This is a genomic window from Methyloversatilis sp. RAC08 (genome assembly GCF_001713355.1).
GTDB lineage: Bacteria > Pseudomonadota > Gammaproteobacteria > Burkholderiales > Rhodocyclaceae > Methyloversatilis.
Window position 1 is genome coordinate 141,859 of sequence record NZ_CP016448.1, and the last position, 24,209, is coordinate 166,067.

Annotated in this window: 21 protein-coding genes; 8 read left to right on the forward strand and 13 right to left on the reverse strand. The window is 65.5% G+C overall.

What is annotated here, in order from left to right; translation table 11 throughout:
• Positions 1–82: 82 nt before the first annotated feature.
• On the forward strand, positions 83–1,288 hold the full coding sequence (locus BSY238_RS00690) for an amino acid aminotransferase (RefSeq protein WP_069037448.1): 1,206 nt from the start codon (positions 83–85) through the stop codon (positions 1,286–1,288).
• A 76-nt stretch (positions 1,289–1,364) separates the two neighbouring features.
• On the opposite strand, the gene BSY238_RS00695 is transcribed toward BSY238_RS00690, so the two are convergent.
• From BSY238_RS00695 to BSY238_RS00715, 5 genes are all read right to left on the reverse strand, one after another.
• Positions 1,365–2,342, reverse strand: a complete 978-nt coding sequence (locus tag BSY238_RS00695; protein ID WP_069037449.1) for an NAD(P)H-dependent flavin oxidoreductase — start codon at positions 2,340–2,342, stop codon at positions 1,365–1,367.
• An 832-nt stretch (positions 2,343–3,174) separates the two neighbouring features.
• Positions 3,175–4,821, reverse strand: coding sequence for an electron transfer flavoprotein-ubiquinone oxidoreductase (locus tag BSY238_RS00700; RefSeq protein ID WP_190295039.1), 1,647 nt, complete (start codon positions 4,819–4,821; stop codon positions 3,175–3,177).
• Positions 4,822–4,971: 150 nt separating this feature from the next.
• On the reverse strand, positions 4,972–5,832 hold the full coding sequence (locus BSY238_RS00705; protein ID WP_069037450.1) for an SPFH domain-containing protein: 861 nt from the start codon (positions 5,830–5,832) through the stop codon (positions 4,972–4,974).
• Positions 5,829–6,290, reverse strand: coding sequence for an NfeD family protein (locus BSY238_RS00710; RefSeq protein ID WP_069037451.1), 462 nt, complete (start codon positions 6,288–6,290; stop codon positions 5,829–5,831). Before BSY238_RS00710 ends, BSY238_RS00705 begins: the two co-directional genes overlap by 4 nt.
• 40 nt (positions 6,291–6,330) lie before the next feature.
• A complete protein-coding gene (locus BSY238_RS00715) occupies positions 6,331–7,257 on the reverse strand; it encodes a histone deacetylase family protein (RefSeq protein WP_069040358.1) in 927 nt (308 codons plus the stop codon).
• 88 nt (positions 7,258–7,345) lie between these two features.
• On the opposite strand from BSY238_RS00715, the gene BSY238_RS00720 reads away from it, so the two are divergent.
• From BSY238_RS00720 to BSY238_RS00750, 7 genes are all read left to right on the forward strand, one after another.
• A complete protein-coding gene (locus BSY238_RS00720) occupies positions 7,346–7,606 on the forward strand; it encodes a hypothetical protein (protein ID WP_150123851.1) in 261 nt (86 codons plus the stop codon).
• 9 nt (positions 7,607–7,615) lie between these two features.
• The gene (locus BSY238_RS00725; protein WP_069037453.1) at positions 7,616–8,800 is read left to right on the forward strand and encodes a toll/interleukin-1 receptor domain-containing protein; all 1,185 of its coding nucleotides are present in this window, start codon (positions 7,616–7,618) and stop codon (positions 8,798–8,800) included.
• 53 nt (positions 8,801–8,853) lie between these two features.
• Positions 8,854–14,502 (forward strand): CHAT domain-containing protein, encoded by a 5,649-nt coding sequence (locus BSY238_RS00730; RefSeq protein WP_069037454.1) that lies wholly within the window; start codon positions 8,854–8,856, stop codon positions 14,500–14,502.
• The gene (locus BSY238_RS00735; RefSeq protein WP_069037455.1) at positions 14,499–15,074 is read left to right on the forward strand and encodes a D-Ala-D-Ala carboxypeptidase family metallohydrolase; all 576 of its coding nucleotides are present in this window, start codon (positions 14,499–14,501) and stop codon (positions 15,072–15,074) included. Before BSY238_RS00730 ends, BSY238_RS00735 begins: the two co-directional genes overlap by 4 nt.
• A gap of 40 nt (positions 15,075–15,114) precedes the next feature.
• Positions 15,115–15,678: a hypothetical protein gene (locus tag BSY238_RS00740; protein WP_083223858.1), complete on the forward strand. Its 564-nt coding sequence runs from the start codon at positions 15,115–15,117 to the stop codon at positions 15,676–15,678.
• A 102-nt stretch (positions 15,679–15,780) separates the two neighbouring features.
• Positions 15,781–17,136, forward strand: coding sequence for a sensor histidine kinase (locus tag BSY238_RS00745; protein WP_069037456.1), 1,356 nt, complete (start codon positions 15,781–15,783; stop codon positions 17,134–17,136).
• The gene (locus BSY238_RS00750; RefSeq protein ID WP_069037457.1) at positions 17,133–17,816 is read left to right on the forward strand and encodes a response regulator; all 684 of its coding nucleotides are present in this window, start codon (positions 17,133–17,135) and stop codon (positions 17,814–17,816) included. Before BSY238_RS00745 ends, BSY238_RS00750 begins: the two co-directional genes overlap by 4 nt.
• 36 nt (positions 17,817–17,852) lie before the next feature.
• Here BSY238_RS00750 and BSY238_RS00755 read toward each other — a convergent pair whose 3' ends face one another.
• The 8 genes from BSY238_RS00755 to BSY238_RS00790 form a co-directional block, all read right to left on the reverse strand.
• The gene (locus BSY238_RS00755; RefSeq protein WP_069037458.1) at positions 17,853–18,629 is read right to left on the reverse strand and encodes a TrmH family RNA methyltransferase; all 777 of its coding nucleotides are present in this window, start codon (positions 18,627–18,629) and stop codon (positions 17,853–17,855) included.
• Entirely contained in the window at positions 18,626–19,093 is a 468-nt protein-coding gene (locus tag BSY238_RS00760) for a CopD family protein (RefSeq protein ID WP_069037459.1), read from the reverse strand. Before BSY238_RS00760 ends, BSY238_RS00755 begins: the two co-directional genes overlap by 4 nt.
• 91 nt (positions 19,094–19,184) lie before the next feature.
• Positions 19,185–20,774, reverse strand: a complete 1,590-nt coding sequence (ahpF, locus tag BSY238_RS00765; RefSeq protein WP_069037460.1) for an alkyl hydroperoxide reductase subunit F — start codon at positions 20,772–20,774, stop codon at positions 19,185–19,187.
• Between the two features lie 96 nt (positions 20,775–20,870).
• A complete protein-coding gene (gene ahpC, locus BSY238_RS00770) occupies positions 20,871–21,434 on the reverse strand; it encodes an alkyl hydroperoxide reductase subunit C (protein WP_069037461.1) in 564 nt (187 codons plus the stop codon).
• 301 nt (positions 21,435–21,735) lie between these two features.
• The gene (arsB, locus tag BSY238_RS00775) at positions 21,736–22,746 is read right to left on the reverse strand and encodes an ACR3 family arsenite efflux transporter (RefSeq protein WP_069037462.1); all 1,011 of its coding nucleotides are present in this window, start codon (positions 22,744–22,746) and stop codon (positions 21,736–21,738) included.
• Between the two features lie 9 nt (positions 22,747–22,755).
• Positions 22,756–23,247 carry an arsenate reductase ArsC gene (locus BSY238_RS00780; protein ID WP_069037463.1) on the reverse strand — a complete coding sequence of 164 codons (492 nt, stop codon included), beginning with the start codon at positions 23,245–23,247 and terminating at the stop codon, positions 22,756–22,758.
• 1 nt (position 23,248) lies between these two features.
• On the reverse strand, positions 23,249–23,740 hold the full coding sequence (locus tag BSY238_RS00785; RefSeq protein WP_069037464.1) for an ArsI/CadI family heavy metal resistance metalloenzyme: 492 nt from the start codon (positions 23,738–23,740) through the stop codon (positions 23,249–23,251).
• Positions 23,741–23,752: 12 nt separating this feature from the next.
• A complete protein-coding gene (locus tag BSY238_RS00790) occupies positions 23,753–24,079 on the reverse strand; it encodes an ArsR/SmtB family transcription factor (RefSeq protein WP_069037465.1) in 327 nt (108 codons plus the stop codon).
• Positions 24,080–24,209 lie beyond the last annotated feature (130 nt).

The window sequence follows — 24,209 nt, forward strand, 5'->3', positions numbered from 1 at the left end:
CCGTTTCAAGCCTATCTTTCAAGCACATGACGCATCCGCCTCAGTTCGAGGCATCCACCTCACGCACTCCGGAGCACCACGCATGAACCCGTCTGTCTTCTCGTCCGTCGACATGGCACCGCGCGACCCCATCCTGGGTCTGACCGAAGCTTTCAACACCGACACCCGCACGACCAAGGTCAATCTGGGCGTCGGCGTGTATTACGACGACGCAGGCAAGCTGCCGCTGCTGCGCGCAGTGCGTACGGCCGAAGAGGCGCGCATGAAGAATGCCCCGCCGCGCGGCTATCAGCCGATCGAAGGCTCACCGGCCTACAACAAGGCGGTGCAGGACCTGCTGTTCGGCGCCGGCGCGGCACTGACCGCCGACGGACGCGTGGTCACCGCCCAGGCGCTGGGCGGTACCGGCGCGCTGAAGATCGGTGCCGACTTCCTGAAGCGGCTGCTGCCGCAAGCCAAGGTATATATCAGCGATCCGAGCTGGGAGAACCATCGCGCGCTGTTCGAAGCGGCCGGGTTCGAGGTCGACACCTATCCGTATTTCGACGCCGACACGCGCGGCGTGCGGTTCGACGCGATGATCGCCCATCTCAAGGCGCTGCCGGCCCACGCCATCGTGCTGCTGCACGCCTGCTGCCACAACCCGACCGGCGCCGACCTGACCGATGCGCAGTGGGGCGAAGTGGTGGAGGTGTGCAACTCGCGCAACCTGGTGCCCTTCCTCGACATGGCTTATCAGGGCTTCGCCGACGACATCGAGAAGGACGCCGTGGCGGTGCGCCTGTTCGTGCAGTCGGGTCTGAGCTTCGTCATTTCCAGTTCGTTCTCGAAGTCGTTCTCGCTGTACGGCGAGCGCGTCGGCGCGCTGTCCATCGTGACCGCGAGCAAGGACGAAGCCGGCCGCGTGCTGAGCCAGTTGAAGCGCACCATCCGCACCAACTACTCCAACCCGCCGACACACGGCGGCGCGGTGGTCGCGGCCGTGCTGTCGACGCCGGAACTGCGTGCCATGTGGGAACAGGAACTGGGTGAAATGCGCGACCGCATCCGCGCCATGCGCACCGGCCTGGTCGACAAGCTCGCCGCACGCGGCGTGGCGCGCGACTTCTCCTTCGTCGTGCGTCAGCGCGGCATGTTCAGCTACACCGGCCTCAACGCTGCACAGGTCGATCGCCTGCGCGACGAATTCGGCATCTACGCGGTCGGCACCGGCCGCATCTGCCTGGCTGCGCTGAATTCGAAGAATATCGACTACGTGGCCGATTCTCTGGCAACCATCCTGAAGTAAGCAAGCGCTGCCGCGCTTCCAAGGCGCGGATCAGCGACCGCCGCGCCGCGACTCCGGACGGGGTCCGCGGCGCGCTTCAGTCTGCCGCAGCACGTTCTGCCGCGATGCGCAGACTGTCCCGGCACTCCGCCACCATGCGTGCGATCAACACACTGCAGGTCGGAATGTCGTGGATCAGCCCCACCACCTGCCCGGCCGTGATGATGCCGCCGTCGATGTCGCCATCGGCCAGCGCCGCGGCGCCACGGGCGCCGCTGACCAGCGGCCGGATGTCTTCGAACTGGCAGCCGCCTGGCCGGCTTTCCGCCGCTGCAACCTCTTCCGACACGGCATTGCGGAAAACCCGCGCGGTGTTGTGCAGGCTGCGCAGAATGAGCCGGGTATCGCGCTCAGTGGCATTCACCAGCGCCTGCTTGATGTTGTCGTGGATCGGCGCCTCCTGCGTCGCGCAGAAGCGCGTCCCCATGTTGACGCCTTCGGCGCCGAGAGCGAGCGCGGCGGCCATGCCGCGACCGTCACCGATGCCGCCCGAGGCGATGACCGGCACGTCGAGCGCCTGCACCGCAAGCGGAATCAGCACCAGACCGGGTACGTCGTCTTCGCCCGGGTGGCCGGCGCACTCGAAGCCGTCGATGCTGATGATGTCCACGCCGTTGCGCTGCGCCGACAGCGCATGGCGCACCGCCACACATTTGTGGATCAGCGTCACGCCGCGTGCCTTGGCCTTGTCTATGAACGCTTTCGGATTATTGCCGGCGGTTTCCAGAATGCGGATGCCGGCATCGAGAATCACGTCGAGGTAGGCTTCGTACGGCGGCGGCTTGATCGCCGGCAGGATCGTCAGATTGACGCCGAACGGCGCATCGGTCATGCCGTGGCAGCGCTCGATCTCCCTCGCCAGCGCCTCGGGTGTCGGCTGGGTCAGCGCGGTCAGGATGCCGAGGCCGCCGGCATTCGACACCGCCGACGACAGTTCTGCAGTGCCCACCCACATCATGCCGCCCTGCACGATGGGGTAGCGGATGCCCAGCATGTCGGTGATGCGTGTCTTCATGATTCAAGCTCCTGACGATCGTGGCCCGAGAGCCCGGATGATGCCTGCGCGCGGCGAGGACAGGGCGTTTGAAACGCGCTGGATGGCTAGGTCGTTGGGCATCGCTGCGCTGACGGGCGTCAGGCGCGCGCGGGATGCCGGGGGCTGTTGGGCATCGCTGCGCTCACCCCAACCTACCCGCCGTCCTTGCGCTGTCGGGCGTCGCGGTGCTCACCTCGACGTGTGCGCTCAACGGGCGTCTTGTACGCGCTGGATGCCGGGGCTGTTGGGCATCGCTGCGCTCACCCCAACCTACCCGCCGTCCTCGCGCTGTCGGGCGTCGCGGTGCTCACCTCGACGTGTGCGCTCAACGGCGTCTTGTACGCGCTGGATGCCGGGGCTGTTGGGCATCGCTGCGCTCACCCCAACCTACCCGCCGTCCTCGCGCTGTCGGGCGTCGCGGTGCTCACCTCGACGTGTGCGCTCAACGGCGTCTTTTACGCGCTGGATGCCGGGGCTGTTGGGCATCGCTGCGCTCACCCCAACCTACGCGCCGTCCTCGCGCTGTCGGGCGTCGCGGTGCTCACCTCGACGTGTGCGCTCAACGGCGTCTTTTACGCGCTGGATGCCGGGGCTGTTGGGCATCGCTGCGCTCACCCCAACCTACGCGCCGTCCTTGCGCTGTCGGGCGTCGCGGTGCTCACCTCGACGTGTGCGCTCACGGGGCGTCTTGTACGCGCTGGATGCCGGGGCTGTTGGGCATCGCTGCGCTCACCCCAACCTGCGCGTCCTCACGTCGCCTAAAGGTAGGTTGGGGTGAGCGCAGCGATGCCCAACAACGGCCTGCGCAAACTCACATGCCGTTGTAGATCGGTCCCTCGCCGCCCTGCGGCGTCACCCAGTGGATGTTCTGCGTCGGATCCTTGATGTCGCAGGATTTGCAGTGCACGCAGTTCTGCGCATTGATCTGCAATCGCGGACCATTCGTTTCGCGCACGATTTCGTATACGCCGGCCGGGCAGTAGCGCTGTTCCGGTGACTCGTAGGCCGCCAGATTGACGGTGATCGCCACGCCGGCATCCTTCAGCGTCAGATGACAGGGCTGGTCCTCTTCATGGTTGGTGCTGGACAGGAAGACCGAAGACAGCCGGTCGAAGGTCAGCACGCCATCGGGCTTCGGGTAGTCGATCGGCGTGCGCGTCGCTGCCGGCGCCAGCGCGGTGTGGTCGGCTTCGTTGCGCAGCGTCCACGGCACATTGCCCTTGAACAGCAGTTGCTCGGCGCCGAACAGGAAGGACCCGAGCCATAACCCGCTTTTCATGTAGGGCTTGAAGTTGCGGGTCCGGTGCAGTTCTTCCCTGAGCCAGCTGATGCGAAAGGCGGCCGGGTAGGCATCGAGCGCGTCCTGCGCGCGACCGGCGGCCAGCGCCTCGACCGCGGCATCGGCGGCCAGCATGCCGCTCTTGATCGCCGCATGGCTGCCCTTGATGCGTGCTGCGTTCAGGAAGCCGGCGTCGTCACCGATCAGCGCGCCGCCCGGGAATACCAGCTTCGGCAGGCTCTGCAGGCCGCCCGCCGCGATGGCACGGGCACCGTACGCCAGCCGCGTGCCACCTTCGATGTGGCTGCGGATGGTCGGGTGCGTCTTGTAGCGCTGGAATTCCTCGTACGGCGACAGCCACGGGTTGCTGTAATTGAGGCCGACCACGTAGCCGATGGCGACCAGATTGTCCTTAAGGTGATAGATGAAGCCGCCGCCGTAGGTATCGTTGTCGAGCGGCCAGCCGGCCGTGTGGACGACGAGCCCGGGCTGGCTCTGCGCCGCGGGTACTTCCCACAGCTCCTTGATGCCCAGACCATAGGTCTGCGGATCGACACCGTCACGCAGGTTGTAGCGCGCCTCCAGCTGCTTGCCCAGATGACCGCGGCAGCCTTCGGCGAACAGCGTGTATTTCGCGCGCAGCGCCATACCGGGCTGGTAGGCACTGCCCGGCGTGCCGTCCCGCCCGACGCCCATGTCGCCGGTGATGACGCCGGCCACCCGGTTGTCGTCATCGAACAGCAACGCGCTGCCGGCAAAGCCCGGGAAGATGTCGACGCCCAGCGCCTCGGCCTGCTCGCCCAGCCACTTCACGACATGACCCAGCCGCACGATGTAATTGCCATCGTTGTGAAAGCTTTGCGGCAGCAGTCCGCCGGGCACCGCGCGCGCACCTGTTTCGGACAGGAAGTACATCCTGTCCTGCGTGACCGGCGTGTGCAGCGGCGCGCCCTGCGCCTGCCAGTCGGGCAGCAGTTCGGTCAGCGCGCGCGGGTCCATGACGGCACCTGACAGGATGTGTGCGCCCACTTCCGCGGCCTTGTCGATGACGCAGACCGACAGCTCGTGGCCCGCCTCGATCGCTTTCTGCTTCGCGCGGATCGCCGCCGCCAGTCCGGCCGGACCGGCGCCAACGACCAGCAGGTCGAAGTCCATGGATTCGCGTTCGATGTCGGACATAGGTGAAGTTTTCCGGAAAGCTGAACCGCCGATCGAAGCGGATCAGTTAAATGCTGTTTGCCCGGGCAGCGCGAGAAACCCGCGTTTCAAGCGCCCCGTGCGATCTCATCCGCCGCGATCCGCTGTTGCAGCGGCCATCCGCGGCGACAACTATTTTCCCTGAGCACGCGCAAAGATGCCGGCCACCGCGTCCTGCAGGTCGGCCGGCAGCACGACGATCTTCGCATTCGGCGACTCGCCCAGCTTGCTCAGTGCAGCCACGTACTTTTCGCCCAGCAGATACATCATGGGCAGCTGCTGCTCGCCCAGCGACGCCGTGACGCGACGGATCGACTCGGCACTGGCCTCGGCCAGCGTCACCTGCGCCGCGGCATCGCGTTTGGCCGACTCGAGCCGTGCTTCGGCTTCAAGAATCATCGACTGCTTCTGTCCTTCGGAGCGGGTCACCATGGCCTTGCGTTCGCGTTCCGCGCTGGCTTGCTGTTCCATCGCGCGCTGCATCGAGTCGGACGGATTGATGTCCTGGATTTCCACCGACTTGACGGTCAGGCCCCAGTCGATCGCCTCGTCGGCGATGCTTTCGCGCAGCCGGATCTTGATCTTGTCGCGGCTCGACAGCGCCTGATCGAGATCCATTTCGCCGACGATGGAACGCAGCGTGGTCATGATCAGGTTGCGGATGGCTTCGGAAAAGTCGGTCACGCCATAGACCGCCTTGACCGGGTCGGTCACCTTGATGAATGCGACGGCATTGGTGCGGATCACCGCGTTGTCGCGCGTGATCACCTCCTGCTCCTGCACGTCGAGGATGATGTCCTTGGTGATCACCTTGTAGGCCACGTCATCGAGGTAGGGAATGATGATGTTCAGCCCCGGCAGCAGTGTGCTCTGGTACTTGCCCAGGCGCTGCACGATCCACTCCTCGCCCTGCGGCACGATGCGCAGGCCCTTGGCCAGCGTGACGAAAGCGAAAACCAGTATCGCGATGGCGACGACGATGCCCGAACTCATGCCGAAACTCCCTTGTTGATCAGCCCCACCTTGAGCAGCGAGCCTTCCACCGACAGCACCTTCACCCGTTCGCCGGCCGCGATGGTGTCGTCGGCGATGCACTCCCACACGTCGCTGCCGAGCAGCGGCTTCTGGAAACGCACCCTGCCGCGGCCGTAAGGCGTCACCTCCCCGACCAGCAGACCGATCTCGCCGATCTGCTCGCCGTCGGACATGCCGGCATGCGTCTTGTGCTGATCGGTGCGGAACACCCTGAACCAGACGAACACGAGCACACAGGACAATGCCGTCCACAATCCGAGCAGCAGCGTCAGGGACAGCGTCGGCGAGGCCGCCACGAGCAGGCCGATCGCCACCGCCGCCACGCCGAACCACACCAGCACCATGCCGGGCACCGCAAGTTCGAGCAGGATCAGCGCCAGACCTGCGACCAGCCAGTGCCACCATTCGATATTCATGCCTTCAGTCCATCTCCAGTGCTGCGCCCAGTGTAGCGGCTCAGCGGCTGCAGTCGCCAAGCGCCATCAGATGCGCCGCCACGGCCGCGCCGATATTGCCCAGACCGTAGCCGCCTTCCAGCGTCGAAATGATGCGGCCCTTGCCTGACGCTTCGGCGATGTCGCGCAACGCGTGCGTGAGCCAGCGGTAATCGGCGGCTTCAAGCTGGATGTTGGCCAGCGGATCATCGCGGTGGGCATCGAAGCCGGCCGAAATGAACACGATCTGCGGCTTGAAGGCTCGCAGCGCGGGCAGTGCGTTCTGCGTCCAGTGTCGGCGAAAAGCGTCGCTGCCGTCACCTGCCGCCAGACGCATGGGCAGATAACCGGCCCGCTCTGGGAAGTTGCCCTGCGGGTAATAAGGATGCTGGAAGCTGTCGGCCATAAGCACGCGCGGCTCGCGCCGGAACATGCTTTCGGTGCCGTTGCCGCGATGGACGTCGAAATCGGCCACCGCGACGCGCTCGATGCCATGTGCCGCCAGTGCGTGCGCCATGCCGACCGCCACATTTCCATAGATGCAGAAACCCATCGCATCGCCGGCGCGCGCGTGGTGACCGGGCGGGCGCGTGGCGCAGAACACGCTGCGCGTCCGGCCACCCATCACGAGATCGACCGCATGCACCACGGCGCCGGCTGCGCGCGACGCAGCCGCAAGCGAACCGGGCGACATGACCGTATCGGCATCGAGTCTGTGCAGGCCGGACGCGGGCGCGACGTTCTCTACCTCATCCAGATAGGCCGGGTGATGCACGCGTTCGAGTTGCTCGCGGGTGACCCGGGGTGCATCGATGCGCTGCCAGGTGCGCAGCAGGCCGGCTGCGGCGATGCCATCAAGCACCGCGGTCAGCCGCGCCGGTGCTTCCGGGTGACGCTCGCCGGGTTGGTGGCCGAGACAATCGGCGTGAGTGAGCAGTACGCAGTCCATGCGGCGAGGGGCGGCGGGCAAACCTTCGAAGGCCACGACCGGCACGATGACGGAGACAGACCGGATGATAGCGGCAAGCATCGTCCTCATGACCTACGACACGCTGCGCATCCGGTTTGCGGGTTTTCAAGGCGTTTGCAAGCGCCTAGACTCCCCACGTCGCCCGAAAACCGACCCTGCACGGACGTTCGTGATGCCGCGCAGGCCCGTGGAGCACACCATGAGCAACGTCGCCCCGTGCATCGGCATCAATGACGGTCCTGTCACCGGCACGGCCCCTCGTGGCAGCCCGGATGCGAGCGCCTTGGCGTGGCGCCGCATGGCCTTCATCCCCCGCAGTGTGAACTGAGCCCATCCCATGGCACGCCTGTTCATTTCGTACCGTCGCAAGGACAGCAGTGGCTACGCGCAGACGCTGCACGAGGACCTGTTGCAGGCCTTTCCGGGCATGGAGGTTTTTCGCGACCTTGAGAGCATCGCCGCCGGTGAAGACTTCGTCGACGCCATCGAGCGTGAACTCGACCGCTGCAACGTCGTGCTCGTACTGGTCGGTCCGCACTGGCTGTCGATGACCGACGCCCAGGGCAAGCGCCGGCTCGACAATCCGAATGACCCGGTACGCATGGAGATTGCCCGCGCGCTGACCCGGCGCGGTGTACGCGTCATACCCGTGCTGGTCGGCGGTGCCGTCATGCCGGACGCAGCCGAACTGCCGGAAGAACTGTCGGCACTGGGCCGGCGCAACGCGCACGAAATGACCGACAAGCGCTGGCAGTATGACTTCGGCGAATTGTGCGGCGTGCTCGAAAAGCTGCCGGGCATGCCGATGCGCAGCACGGCGTCGGACAGCACGACCCACTCCAGCTCGAACAAGAATGCTGCCGGCGACGACGATCTGCCGCTCCCGGAAAGCTTCAAGAAGCCGGTCGGCCGCGTTATCGGTGCCGCGCGCAAGCTCGTCTGGGGGGTCGGGATTTTTTTCACCTTCATCATCGTCGTCGCGATATTCGTTGGCGAGGAGGAGACGACGCCCCAACCAGCGCCCGCGCCTGCGCCATTCGCTGCCGATGACCCTGCTCCGGCGCCCGTGGCGCCTGTGGCACCCGTTGCGGTCGCCACCCTGCCGGCACCCGCCGCGCCCGCGCCGGAACCCGAGCGCGACCTGACCGGCAACTGGACGATGGTCGATGCACAGGGTGAGCGCATTCCGCTGACGCTGACCCGCCAGGGCAACGACCTGACGTTGCGCAGCCCGCGCATCAACGTCACGCAGCATCCGGTGTGGCAGGTGTACAACGCCGTGCTGATCCAGACCTACGGTCAGGGCGTGACCGACATCCATTTCGAAGGTGCGGGCGAAGCATACGAGCGCGACGTGAATTTCGCGCTGAACATCTTTGCCAACGGCAACGTGATGATCAACACCGGCAGCCTCAGCCTGCGCGTCGCCAACAGCAGCACGATGACCGGCACGCTGCGCTACAACAGCGGTGAAACGTCGGTTGTCACCGTTTCCCGATCATCGGGGGCGGCCGCGAACTGAGCGCCTGTCGAGGGCAGAGCGCGATACAAGAACAACAGCAGGAGGTCAGGACAATGAAACAGTCGAAATACGAGCGTTTCAGCATCCGCGCGCGCAAGGGTGCGCCGGTCAGCACACCATCCGGATCGGAAGTGACGTTCACCCCGCTGGGCGCCGTGCAACCGGGCGGCAGTCGTGCCGCTGCAACGGCCGAGCAAGCCGTCATCCCGGCTGATGCGATTGCCCGGGTCACGCTCGACAACGGCTTCGAGCTCTGGATACGCGCCGACGACCTGATGCAGGAGGCGGGTTCGAAGGCCGAAACGCGCAGCGATGGTGAAGTGCTGTGGGACATCGGCGACCTGAACGCACACACCCCGGGCAGCCGCGGGCTGGGCAGCGCGCTCGGTCTGGCGACCCGGGTGATCGAATTCTTCGGCATCGACCTGAAGGACAAGGCACAGGAATTCGTCGCCCGCCGGCTCGCGACGCGCTTCGAGCGGAAAATCCTCGGCCGCGAGCCGGGGCTGTATCGCTGCGATATCGAGAATGCGGCGCTCGGCGCGAAGATCGACCGGATCGAGGCGGCGGACGATACGCCGCTGCTGGTGTTCCTGCATGGCACAGCATCGAGCTTCGACGGCAGCTTCGGCAAGCTGGCGGCTGACGACAACCCGCGCGGCAACGCCGCCTGCGCGCGACTGGCGAGTGTCTATGGCGAAGGCAGCTATGCCTTCGAGCACCGCACACTGACCGTCAGCCCGATCCAGAACGCGCTCGAACTGGCCGAATCGCTGCCGCAGGGCGCCACGCTGCATCTGGTCAGCCACTCGCGCGGTGGTCTGGTCGGCGAGTTGCTGTGCCTGGGGCAGCGTGTGCGCAGCAGCGACCCGTTGCGCGCCGAAGTACTGAAACGTCTGTTTGTCGGCGACGTGTCGATCGCGCAGCAGCTGAACATCGAACCGCTGGACGAAGCCGGCGAAAAGCGGCTGAAGGAAGACTACGCCGCCGACCGCGACGCGCTGCTGAAGCTGGCCGAAGTGCTGGATGCGAAGCAGTTCCGGATCACGCGCTTCGTGCGCGTCGCCTGCCCGGCCATGGGCACAACGCTCGCGTCCGGCCGGCTGGATCGCTGGTTTTCGCTGCTGCTCAACGCCAGCCGCATCGCCGGTCTGCAGCACGTGCCGCTGGCACCCGAGGCGCTCGACTTCATGGCCGCCGTGCTGCGCGAGCGCACCGATCCACGCGTACTGCCCGGCCTGGAAGCGATGATGCCCGGCTCGGCCGTCGTGCGCCTGCTGAACCATCCGGAAACGCGCACCGAGTCGGATCTGACGGTGATCGCCGGCGACATCGAGCGTGGCCACACCATCCTGTCGGCGCTGAAGGTGTTCGTGACCGACTGGTTCTACAAGGGCGAACACGATCTGGTGGTGAATACCGGATCGATGTTCGGCGGCATCAAGCGCCCGGAACACGGCGCCCGACAGCAGATGGACAAGGGCGACGCGGTCGATCACTTCAGCTATTTCCACAATGCCCGCTCGGTCGACTGGCTGCTGCAGGGTCTGACCCGCGCTGACGGCTCCGACGCTGGCTTTCGCCCGATCAGCGAGCGGCCGCCGATCCCGCCGGCCTGGCGCAGTGCAATTGCGCGCAGTCGCGCCGGCGGGCTGCCGAAACCCCTGGCAGTCGTGCTGCCGGGCACCATGGGCAGTTCGCTGAAGGCCGATGGTGATCGCGTGTGGCTGAACTACAAGTCTCTGGCGTTCGGCGGACTGGAAAAGATAGGCATCGATGCGGCACAGATCGAGGTCGATGGTCTGGTCGACAGCTTCTATGCGCCGCTGATGATGCATCTGGCGCAGACCCATAGGGTCGAGTTCTTCGCCTACGACTGGCGCAATTCGGTGCAGAGGGCTGCGCAGCAGCTGGCCGAACAGCTCACGCTGTGGCTGCCTGACCTGCAGGCACAGAAGCAACCGCTGCACCTCGTGGCGCACTCGATGGGTGGCCTCGTGGTGCGCGCCATGATCGCCGACCGCAAGGGCGCAGAAGTGTGGCGGCGCATCTGCGAGTTGCCGAACAGCCGCCTGTTGATGCTGGGCACGCCCAATCATGGCTCGCATGAAGCGGTGCGCTGGCTGACCGGACGCAACCCGACGCAGTTCAAGCTGATGCTGCTCGATCTGTTGAACAGCCGCGACGGCATCATCGACATCGTCCGGCGCTACCCCGGGCTGGTCGAACTGCTGCCCTTCCCCGCCGACGGATCGGCGCTGCGTTATGACGATCCCTCTCTGTGGGCCGGCCTGCGCGAAGGACTCGGCGAGCGCTGGAAGCTGGCCGATGCGGGCGTGCTGCGCGGTGCGCGGCGCACCTGGGACGCGCTGGCCGGCGCAGTCGATGCGCAGCACATGATCTATGTCGCCGGCGTGCAGCCGGAAACAGTGTGCGGCCACGAACTGATCGACGACGATGGCGCCTTCCGCTTCAACCGTCGAAAGCTGGTGTTTCCGCACACGCCGGAAGGCGACGGCACGGTCACCTGGGCGTCCGGCCGACTGCCCGGCGTACCGATGTATTTTGCCGAGAACACCGCGCACGACGCGCTGTGTTCGTACGACTTCGGCCGCAAGACTTTCGCCGGCTACACCGATCTGCTGCTGAAGGGCTCGACCACGCGCTTGCCGCGCAGCATGGGTGCGGCGCGCAGTGCGCGTGCGACGGTCACCGGCAGCGCGCACGGCGCATCGCCCCCCGTGCTCGACTCGATTCCGACGGCGGCCGAGGTCGAGCGTCTGGGTTTCGGCCCCGGCAGCCCGCAGCCCACCGAAGCCCCTGCGCAGCCCGGACTCGAGGTCCAGCTTACCCACGGCGACCTGAGCTACGTGAAGCATCCGCTGATGGTGGGCCACTATCTGGGCGACAGCATCGTCAGTGCCGAACGCGCGCTCGACAAGCAACTGACACGCCCAGGTGAGCAGGTCGGGCCGCTTACGCAACGCATGGATCTGGGCCTTTATCCCGGACAGATCGGCAGCAGCGCGTTGTTCTACAACGACACGCCCGAAGCACGTCCGGTCGCAGCCATCGTGGTCGGCCTGGGAGAACTGGGCTCCTTGTCGCCCGGACGGCTCGAGTCCACGGTGTCGGACGCACTGCTGACCTACTGTTTCGAACTGGTGCAGATGCCGGAGGGGAAACGCCCGATCCGCGCCGCCGACATGCGTTCGATGGGGCTGAGCACGGTATTGATCGGCAGCGGTGCCGGCGGCATGACCTTGCGCGATTCGATCGAGGCGCTGCTGCGCGCGGTCGTGAACACCAATCGCCGGCTGATCGACGCAGGTCTGGGGGACCGCATCTACCTGTCGAAACTGCAGCTGATCGAACTGTTCCAGGACGTGACCATCAATGCCGCCGACGCGCTGGATGACGTGCTGGCGTCGGTCGACTTCGGCGCCGATGTGCGCTGGCCGGAACAGACCGTGCACGCGGGCGACGGCGGTCGCCGCCGGGTCAGCTTCGACAGCGACGGTGACTGGTGGCACCGGCTGGAAATATGCACCGACCCGGAAGACACGCGGCTGCGTTTCGTGTCGTCGACCAACCGTGCGCGTGCCGAGGAAACCATTGGCCTGGGCCAGCTGTCGCTGGCCGCCAGGTTCATCGAGCGCGCGTGCACGCAACCCGGTCGCAATCGCGAAGCGGCACGCACGCTGTTCGACATGCTGCTGCCCAACCGGCTCAAGGAGCTGGCGCCGGAAAATCACAACCTGCTGCTGGTGCTCGACGAAAAATCGGCCGCCTACCCGTGGGAATTGCTGGAAGATCGCTGGGCGACCAACCCGCTGCCGCCCGCCGCCCGCAGCGGCCTGCTGCGCACACTCAGAACACCGGAATTCCGGGCACAACCGGTGCACGGCACCGAACTGTCGGCACTGGTCATCGGCCACCCGGATCTGGAAGGCTGGGACAAGTTCATCGACCTGCCGGGCGCGCGCGACGAAGCGCAGCATGTCGCCGAATGTCTTACCGAACTGGGCTACCAGACCGACGCGTGCATCGACGCGACCCATACCGACATTCTCGAAAGCCTGCACCGGCGCCGCTGGCGCATCCTGCATCTGGCCGGTCACGGCGAACACGACTACCGGGTCGAGGGCCACCGCGGCGCACCGACGTCAGCCGGTGACAGGCCACTGTCAGGCATGGTGATCGGGCACGGCGTGCTGCTCACGCCGGGCGATGTCGAACAGATGCGCTACGTACCCGAACTGGTGTTCATCAACTGCTGTCACCTCGGCAAGACACGCTCGCAGGACAAGCAGGCCTTCCCCGCCCTGGCCGCCAATCTGGGTGTGCAGTTCATCCGCATGGGGGTGAAGGCGGTGGTGGCAGCCGGCTGGGCGGTCGATGACGATGCTGCCAAGACCTTTGCCGCGACGTTCTACCAGCGCATGCTGGCCGGCGACCCGTTCGGCGAGTCCGTGCGGGCGGCGCGACGCGCCTGCGTGCAGCAGCATCCGCAGTCGAATACATTTGGCGCCTACCAGTGCTACGGTGATCCGGGCTTTCGCCTGCTGCGTGCGCAGGGCGACGGTTCGCGCTCGACCGCCCGCCCGCCCGGACCGCTGCACTCGCATGCCGAGCTGGTCAGCAATCTGGACAATATGCGCGAATCGGTGCGCATGCAGTCGTCTGCGACCGACGGCAGGTGGCTGCAGGGCAGCGTCGACGCTCTGTTCGACCGCGTGCCCGACGCCAGCCGAGAAAGATGGCTGGCCCGCGCCGATGTGCGCGCAGCACTCGGCTTTCTGTGGGGCGAGATCGGTGACTACGCGCGGGCGATCGAACACCTCGACGCTGCACTGTCGGCCAGCAAGGGCGATTGCCCGATCCGGGTGGTCGAACAGTGCGCGAATTTCCGCGTTCGGCTGGCGGGACGACGCTGGCTGGAATCCCTCGCCGGCGACGCACCGGACGAAGCCCTGCGCGAATCGCTGCGCACCTCGATCATCGCCGCCATCATGGAACTGGACCTGCTGATCCAGCGCGCCCGCACGCCGGAACGCCTGAACATGATGGGTGCCGCATGCAAGCGGCTTGCGCTGGTAACCACGGGGCAGGAGCGCCAGGAGTCGCTGGTCAACATGGCCACCTACTATCGCGACGCCTTCGAAATGGAGGGCAGCAGCAGCGCCTACCCCTTCGTCAACAGCGCACTGGCCGACCTGTTCGCCACGGCAGGCGATCCGGATTACACACCGCTGTGGGCGCGTGATGCGCTGCTCAGCGAGGCGGAACGCATCCGTGTCGCCTGCGAGGCCGAACATTGCGACGAACCCGGCCTGTGGCTGGCGACCGGCATCGCCGATTGCCGGTTGCTGTCGATGATCGCCGAAGCCCTGCCGGCGCCGCCCGACAAGCCGGCCGCCAAACGGCCGCGCGCGCCGGCCCGCAAGCCGGCGAAGCGCGCGCCAGTCCGTGATGACGCCATCGATGAGAAATTCGACCGCGTGCTGAACGAGTACCTGAATGCCTTTCGCCGCGGCGCCAGCCCGCGCGAACGCGCATCGATCACCGAAAACTTCGATTTCCTGGTTGCGCTGCTCGATGGCGCTGATGCTGCGCCGTCGGTACGCAGTGACGACTCCGGACTCAAGCCGGTGATTGCGGCACTGGTCAACATGCGCAACCGCTTCCGGGAGCTGCCATGAGTGACCGCGATCTGGCAAAGGTGGCGCTCGGCGCGCTGCACATCGCCGGCTGCCAGTCGCGGGACAAGGTGTCGCCGCACTTCCGGCTGTACGAACTGACACGCTCCGACATCGCCTCCCGACAGGGCATTCCGAACGCCTTTCCGTCGGATGCCGAGTTCCGCGCCGCAGTGCATCTGGCGCGCGAGGTACTCGAGCCGGTGCGCGCCAAGTTCGGCAGCTTCACGCCGAACAGCGTGTTCCGCAGCCAGGCCCTCGAACGCGCCCTCAAGCGCAAACCGTCGAGCTGGGTCAGCAGCAGCCAGCACGCGCGCGGGGAAGCGTGCGACATCGAAATCGTAGGTGTCGCCACGATCGCACTCGCCGAGTGGGTGGCGGAGCACATCAAGGTGTTCGATCAGATCATCTGCGAATGCTACGACCCGGCCAAGGGCCCGAATTCGGGTTGGGTGCACGTGTCGCTGCGCCCCCCGGGCGGCGCGCCGAACCGTCGTCAGCTGCTGAGCTACGTACGTGATCCGCGCTCCGGCGCCTACCGTTACGTACCGGGGCTGACCAGCGATACGGCATGATGCGGCGCGTCGAATCCACTTTTCCGCCGCAGCGCACGCGATGACCACCTTCCTGTTCAGCGGTCACCTGATGGACCGTCCCGACCGCGCGGCAGCGCGCTTTCCACCGGCGATGGAGCCCGCGGCGGCGGCCGCGATCGCCGCTGCGCTGGACCGCCACGGCGCCAGTGCCGGCGACATCGCATTCAGTCAGGCCGCATCCGGCGGTGACCTGCTGTTCCTCGAGGCATGCGCCGAACGCGGGGTGAGACGCCGCATCCTGCTGCCCTTCGACATCGCCACCTTCGAACAGACCTCGGTCAGGCCGTCGCTGGACGGCGAACGCTGGGTCGAACGCTATCGCCGGGCGCTCGCAGCACCCGGCGCAGCGGTACAGGACATGCCGACGGCGCTCGGCCCGCTGGCCGATGGCCGCGATCCCTACGAGGCCTGCAATCGGTGGCTGGTGGACGAAGCGCTCGCGCATGCCAGTGGTGCGCTCTGCTTCATCTGCCTGTGGAATGGCGACGGACCCGAGGGCCCGGGCGGCACGGCTCACATGGTGGCCGAAGTCGGCGCGCACGGCGGCCTGATCGAGCACATCGACACGCGCCTGCTCGTCTGACGCAAAGCCCCGAATCCGGGCTGACGCAAGGGAAACAAGCGGGAACATTTCCCGGCGCCCTTCGCATTAGCATGCAAGCCCTGCCCCGACCGGATTACCCGCATGAGTCTGCGCATCAGACTCACCCTCATCATTGCATCGCTGATGACCTTGCTGGTCGTTGCCGACAGCGTGCGCAGGCTGTACGACGCCCACGATGACGCAGTCGCCGAGATGGAATCGGTCGCCCGGCTGGCGCACGCGCTGCTGCCCAGCGCGCTGTCGCCGCCGCCGATCGGCGTCACGGCCGAGACACTTCTCGCCCGCATCCAGCTCACCCACGAGCTGAGCAGCCTGCGCCATCTGACCGTGGAAGTGCGGTCGGCGAGCGGCCAGCTGATACTGAGCTCACGCACCGGTCCGCAGCAATCCGCGCCCTTTGCGCTGGGCTGGATGGGTGAGCGTCTGCGCAGCCGCTCGCCGCTGCGCAAGGACATTCTGGTGGGCCAGCAGGTCATCGGCTACTACCTGCTGGTGCCCAATGCCGACGACGAATTGCGCGAGATATGGAACGACTACGTCAAGCAGACCTCGATGGTCGCCGCGATCGGACTGATCGCCTGCCTGATGGTGTTCTGGGCGGTCGGTCGTGCGCTGCATCCTTTGGGCAGCGTGATGCGTGCGCTGTCGGCGATCGGCGAAGGACGGCTCGACGCAAGGCTGGAAAATGTCGGTCCGGGTGATCTTGCGCCGCTGTCGGAATCGTTCAACAGCATGGCGTCCACCCTTGAAGCGGCGGTCGACGAACGCGCACGGCTGCTGCGCAAGCTGATTACGCACGAAGAAGAAATCCGCCACGCGCTGGCGCGCGACCTGCACGATGAGCTGAGCCCCTATCTGGTGGCGATACACCCGCATGCACGGCTGCTGGCGGACGCCTGCGAAGGCCGGCCGGAACTGGCCGAGCATCGCGAATCGGCACGCTGGATGTCGGAACAGGTCGGCCACATGCTGCGTCTGGTGCGCAATCTGCTCGAACACCTGCGCCCGCCCGACATCGAAGAGCTCGGTCTGGGACACGCGCTTCGAGAGCTGGGCAAGCAGCGCAGCCGCTGTGCCGACGCGGCCCAGGTGAATTTCGATCTGCACGAGGATCTGGGACAGTTGTCGGCGATGCACGACATCACGCTGTACCGCATCGTGCAGGAGTGCATGACCAACACCGTCAAGCATGCGCGCTGCACCCGCATCGACATCGCGCTCGACATCGATCCCGTTGCAGGCCGTGTATCGCTGCGCGTGCGCGACGATGGTGAGCCAAGGCCGCACGCCACGCCCGAGAGCGGCTTCGGTCTGGTCGGCATGCGCGAACGCGCACTGGCGCTGGGCGGCGACTGCCGTGCCGGCCCGCGCCCCGAAGGTGGCTGGCAGGTTGACGCCTGGCTGCCGCTGAAAACTTCGATACTGGAAAAACCATGAGCCTGCACAACCCGATCCGCGTCCTGCTCGTCGACGACCATGCAGTCGTGCGCGCCGGCTATCGTCGTTTTCTCGAACACAACCGGGCGATGGAGGTGGTCGGCGAAGCCGGTACCTCGGACGAGGCCTATCAGCTGTTCCGCATGCTCAAGCCGGATGTGGTGGTGATGGACATTTCGCTGCCCGGTGCCAGCGGGATCGAAGCCACGCGCCGCATGCTGGCGCTGGACAACCGCGCCCGCGTGCTGATGTTCTCGATGCATGCACAACCTGCGTTCGCGCGCCAGGCGCTGGAAGCCGGTGCGATAGGCTTCCTGACCAAGGACACCGAACCCGAAGCGCTGGTGCAGGCCGTGCTCGCCGCGGCGCAGGGGCGACGCACGCTCAGTCCGCGCGTGGCCGAGCAACTGGCGCTGGACAATGTGATGCCGGACGAAAAGCGGCTCGACGTGCTGACGCCGCGCGAATTCGAAATCTGCCGCCTCCTGCTGGCCGGCATGTCGGTCGACGAAATCGCCGACGCGCTCAAGCTCAGTCCGAAGACGATATCGAACCGCATGAGCGAAATCCGCCAGAAGCTCGACGTGCGCAGCGATGTCGAACTGGTGCGCCTGGCCACCGCAGCCGGACTGGTGCCCTGGGCGGCGCGGCCGGACGCTGCGGGCGATTTTGGTCAATGAGCCGTCAATGAGCGGTCAGCGGGCGCTCACTGGCCGTCAGCAAGGCTCGCGCTGACGTACCTGCTCGAACAGACAGACCGTCGCCGCCATGGCCACGTTCAGCGACTCGGCGGCTCCGGGCATCGGAATCCGTACCGCGTCGCTGGCCAGCGCACTGATCGTCGGCGACAGACCGGCGCCTTCATTGCCGAACAGCCAGGCGACCGGTCCGCGCAGGTCCAGCGCATACGGCGAAGTCTGCGCATCCAGCCGCGTCGCAACGACCTTGCCGGAGAAATCTTTCAGCACCTCGGCCACATCGCAGTGTTCCCGGATGCGCAGGCTGAAATGGGCGCCCTGCCCGGCGCGCAGCACTTTCGGGCTCCAGGCCTGGGCGCAACCGGTGGTCAGCAGCACGTCCGCGACACCAGTCGCCCAGGCGGCGCGCAGCAGCGTGCCCAGATTGCCGCTGTCCTGTACCGCGTCGAGCACCAGACAGTCACCGCGCACCGGCCCGGACGCTGCGCCGGGAATGTCGATCAGGCCGAGCAGCCCGGTCGGCGTGTCGGTCGGGCTCAATTCGTCGAACAGGCCATCAGCCAGCAGCAGCACGGCGTCGCGGTACTCCGCCAGCAGCGCCGACACATCGGGATGATGCAAGGCCCGTTCGGCAACGATGGCGAGTGAAGGTCGGTGCCCGGCATCCAGCGCACTGCGGAACAGGTGCAGGCCGTCTATCAGTGTGCTTGTGGTGTCGCGCCGTTCCTTCGACGACGTGGCGAGCTTGCGCAACTGCTTGAACTGCGCGTTTTCGCGCGACTGGATGTGCTTCATCCGGCCACCAGCCAGCGCCCCAGCGTCGCTGTCGCGATGGTGACGAAACCCAGCACGGTATTGAAGCCGACCAGCTTGCGTATCTGCGCCAGCGCCGCGCCGCCGGCCGGCCAGTCGGAGGCATCCACCGCACGCAAAAGTCGCCGATAAGGCGCGAAGAACACGTGCATGAAAACCGCCATCATGATCAGGCCTGCCGCCAGCATCAGATGCCAGTGCAGCGGTGCGTCCTTCATGCCGACCGCCAGCATCATGATCAGTCCGCTGGCAAGGATGGCTGCAACGGCCGCCCACACCCACGGGAAAAACCGGCCGAACACCGCGCGCCACAGGCGCAGCCGGGCCGGCGGTTCAAGCTGGACCGCCGCGACCGGGCGCAGGCAGACATAGGCGAAAAACATCCCGCCGACCCAGATGGAGACGGCGGCAATATGGACGAACAGCAACAGCGGCGTGAGCGACATGGCGGTGGATTCCGGTAATCGTCCGCCGCGCCGTGACGACGCGGTCGGACGGTCGACATCTTACCGCCACCAATCAATGCCGCCCGGGCCCTCAGGCCGCGGCGGCCGCCTCCGGCGCCGAATGGCGTATCAGGTAATCGAACGCGCTGATCGCCGCCTTCGACCCTTCACCCATGGCGATGATGATCTGCTTGTACGGCACGGTGGTCACGTCACCTGCCGCGAACACGCCCGCAATCGACGTTTCGCAGCGTGCATCGATGTCGATTTCACCGTACTTGGTCAGCGCCATCGAGGAGCCCTTCAGCCACTCGGTGTTCGGTACCAGACCGATCTGGATGAACACGCCCTCCAGATCGACATGGTTGAGGTCGCCGCTCGCGCGATCGATGTAGTTCAGGCCATTGACCTTCTTGCCGTCGCCGACGATGTCCTTCGTCTGCGCATGCGTGATGACCTTGACGTTCGGCAGGCTGTGCAGCTTGCGCTGCAGCACGGCATCGGCACGCAGCTGCTTGTCGAATTCGATCAGCGTCACATGACCCACCACGCCGGCCAGGTCGATCGCCGCCTCGACACCGGAATTGCCACCACCGATCACGGCGACGTTCTTGCCCTTGAACAGCGGGCCATCGCAGTGCGGGCAGTAGGCCACGCCGTGATTGCGGTATTCGCGCTCGCCCGGCACGTTGATTTCGCGCCAGCGTGCGCCGGTCGACAGGATGACCGAGCGGCTCTTCAGCTTGGCGCCACTGGCCAGCGTCAGGTGGATGTAACCGTCGCCCGACTCCGCTGCCGGCACGAGCTTTTCGACCCGCTGCAGGTTCATCACGTCAATGTCGTAGGCCTTCACGTGCTCTTCCAGCGCGGCGACCAGCTTGGGCCCTTCGGTTTCCTTCACCGAAATGAAGTTCTCGATGCCCAGCGTGTCCATCACCTGACCGCCGAAGCGCTCGGCAACCAGCCCGGTGCGGATGCCCTTGCGCGCCGCGTAGATCGCCGCTGCCGTACCGGCCGGACCGCCGCCGACGACCAGCACGTCGAACGGTGCGCGGGCCGACACCTTTTCGGCTTCGCGCTCGGCGACCTTGGTGTCCAGCTTGGGCAGGATTTCCTCGATCGTCATGCGGCCCTGACCGAAGTGCTGACCGTTCAGGAAGATCATCGGAACCGCCATGATCTGGCGCTCTTCAACTTCCTTCTGGAACAGCGCACCGTCGATCGTGACCGCACTGACGCGCGGGTTCAGCACAGCCATCAGGTTGAGCGCCTGCACCACGTCAGGGCAGTTGTGGCAGGACAGACTCATGAAGACTTCGAAGTGGAAGTCGGCGTCGAGCGCCTTGATCTGATCGATCACTTCCTGATCCACCTTGGGTGGATGGCCGCCGGCCTGCAGCAGCGCCAGCACCAGCGACGTGAATTCATGGCCGAGCGGGATGGCCGCGAAGCGCAGGCTCATGTCGCCGCCCTTGCGATTGATCGAGAACGAGGGCTTGCGCTCGTCGTCGTCGCGCTTCTCGACCAGCGTGATCAGGTTCGACAGTTCGGCGATTTCCGCCAGCAGTGATTGCAGTTCGCGCGAAGCATCGCTGTCGTCCAGCGACGCCACCAGCTCTATCGGGTGGACAAGCTTCGTGAGGTAGGCCTGCAACTGGCCCTTGAGGGTGGCATCGAGCATGGTCTGTTCAGCTTCCTGTGTTCGGACTGACAAAATGAAACGCCCGGGCCAGGCGGATGAAACTCCTGGACCCGGGCGCGTGCAACGGTGAAACTTTTAGATCTTGCCGACCAGGTCAAGCGACGGGGTCATCGACTGAGCGCCCGGCGTCCACTTGGCGGGGCAGACTTCGCCCGGATGCGACGTCACGTACTGGGCAGCCTGCACCTTGCGCAGCAGTTCCTTTGCATCGCGACCAATGCCGAGTTCGACGATTTCGGCCATGCGGATCTTGCCTTCCGGGTCGATCACGAAGGTACCGCGCAGCGCCAGACCGGCTTCTTCGATCATGACGTCGAAGTTGCGGGTGATGGCACCGGTCGGGTCACCGATCATCGGGTACTTGATCTTGCGGATGGTGTCCGACGCATCGGCCCAGCCCTTGTGCACGAAGTGCGTATCGGTCGAGACCGAATAGATTTCGCAACCGATCTTCTGGAACTCGCCGTACATGTCGGCCAGGTCACCCAGTTCGGTCGGGCACACGAATGTGAAGTCAGCCGGGTAGAACACGAAAGCCGACCACTTGCCCTTCAGGTCTGCTTCGGTGATGTCTACAAACTTGCCGTTGTGATAAGTGGTTGCCTTGAAGGGTTTAACGGTTGTTCCGACGAGGGACATCTGTATTTCCTTTCTTTCTTCGTGGGTGGAGGAAAACATCTTATTTTCTAACCGAGCGGATCAGATTTTAGACTTAATCTAAAATTTTTTCCACCCGTCACACACCGGCAGGTTCAACGCCTGCAAATTCCCGGATGACATGCCGGCCGAGCCGCGGAACGCGTCCACAATTCGATTGTACCCAATATATCAACGCGTGCAGAAACCCTGCATCCACATTGCGTCACCCGTGCACGTTGGGGCGCGACATGAACAGATCAAGACCTCATTGCGGAAATCCGGTTCCGCAACCAGTGATGACTCAGACAGGAAAGCAGTGCCTGTTCCGGTTGGTGAACGCCACCAGCGACAGCATGACCGGCACTTCGACCAGAACGCCCACCACGGTGGCCAGCGCAGCGCCGGAGTGAAGACCGAACAGCGAAATCGCCACCGCAACCGCCAGCTCGAAGAAATTCGAGGTGCCGATCAAGCAGGCCGGCGCCGCCACGCCATACGACAACTTCATGCGACGCGCTGCGATGAAGGCAATGGCGAAGATGCCGTAGGTCTGGATGATCAGCGGAATCGCGATCAGACCGATCACCAGCGGCTGTGCCCAGATCGTCTCCGCCTGGAAGCCGAAAAGAAGCACGACCGTGGCCAGAAGACCGACGATGGAAGCCGGTTTCAGGCGAGCCACGAAACGCGCCAGCACATCACCTTCGCGCAGCACGCGTCGTGTCAGCACGCCGGCGACCAGCGGCAGCACCACATACAGCAGCGTCGACAGCAGCAGCGTCTCCCAGGGCACGGCCACATCGGTCACGCCGAGCAGAAAGGCCGCGATGGGCGCGAACGCGAACACCATGACCAGATCATTCACCGATACCTGCACCAGCGTGTAGGCGGGGTCACCCTTCGTCAATTGGCTCCATACGAACACCATCGCCGTACAGGGCGCGACACCGAGCAGGATCATGCCGGCGATGTATTCGCTCGCCGACTGCGGATCGACCCAGGGCGCAAACAGGTACCGGAAGAACAGCACGCCGAGCGCCGCCATCGTGAACGGCTTGACCAGCCAGTTGATGACCAGCGTGAGCACCAGGCCCTGCGGCCGGCGACCGACATCGCGCACGGCAGCAAAATCGATCTGGATCATCATCGGGTAGATCATCACCCAGATGAGTACAGCGACCACCAGATTGACGTGCGCGAATTCCAGCGCCGCAACCGCCTCGAACGCGCGCGGCGCCAGCAGGCCGAGCCCCACGCCCGCCACAATGCACGCTGCCACCCAGACGCTCAGCCAACGTTCGAACAGTCCCATGGCGTGGCCTCAGCGGTCGGCCAGACTGCGCGCGGTCTGTTCAATGCGAAGCGCGTCCAGGCGTTCGCCAGGCAGCGCGACCAGTATTTCGAGCCGTCGGCGGATCAGCGTCATCGTGTCGCGGAAGGCCATCAGCCTTGCCGCGTCCGGACCGGTCGTGGCGGACGGGTCGGCGTAACCCCAATGTGCCGTCGCGGGATGGCCCGGCCATACCGGGCACAGCTCGCCGGCTGCGCTGTCGCAGACGGTGATGATGAGATCCATCTCCGGCGCACCGGGTTCGGCGAACGTGTCCCAGCTCTTGCTGCACACACCGGTCGTATCCACGCCCGCTTCGGCCAGCGCCTGCAGCGCAAACGGATTCACCCGCCCCGAGGGCTGGCTGCCGGCCGAAAACGCGCGGAAACGGCCGGCGCCCAGATGGTTCAGCAGGCACTCGGCGAGCACGCTGCGCGCCGAATTGTGGGTGCACAGAAACAGCACGTTCAGTGGCGCGCCCATGTCAGCAACACCCGGAACCGGACGACTTGACCCCGATGGCAAGCGGCTTGCCGCGCGTGACGGGCGCCTTGGGCGCACAGCAGGCTGATGTCGCTGCATCGGCCGCCACAGCCGGCGCTTCGTTGAACACCGGAATGTCGCCCAGCGTATGAAAGTGTTCCCATGCAATGCCCTGCGGATCGGTGATCCAGTGCTTTTCGCTGCGCGCGTAGCAGCAGCTGGTGGCACCTTCGTCCAGCAGCGCCATGTCGGCCGCTTCGGCGCTCGCCTTCATCGCTGCCAGTTCGGTCGGGTCATCGGTCTGGATGCCCAGATGATCGATGCCCGGCTGACTGCCGCGGGTGGAAATCGCGAAATTGACCGGCGGATCTTCCAGCATCCATTTGGCGTAGTCCGCCTCGTGGCGCGCAGGTTGCGCGGAAAAGAGCTGGTTGTAGAAGGCGATGCTCCGTGCGAGATCGTCGACGTGCAGATGAACGTGAAAGCGCTTCATGGCGGACTCCTTTCAGCAGGTTTTGCAGACAGGTGCTACCGGTTCGGCACAGGACGTGCCGCGGCAGCAGTTTTCGGTCAGATAGCCGAGCAGCGCGTTCATCTGCGCATAGTCGGCGCGGTAGATCAGGTGACGGCCATCGCGCGTCGGCACGATCAGTCCGGCGTGGCTCAGTTCCTTCAGATGAAACGACAACGTGGTCGGCGCGACATCCAGCGCCTCGCCCAGCGCACCGGGCGTCATGCCGTCAGGACCGGCGACGACAAGGGCGCGAAACACGCGCAGGCGGATTTCCTGGGCAAGCGCCGACAGCGAGCGGATGACGTTCTGTTCTTCCATAATTCAATAATACTTGAAATATGAAATTGAACAAGCAGCCGGTGCCGGGCAGACGCTGCGTCAGGTTGAATCCGGTCGTAACATGATGACCTGTCCGTACGCATCATCATCATGCCGGAGCGCGCCCACA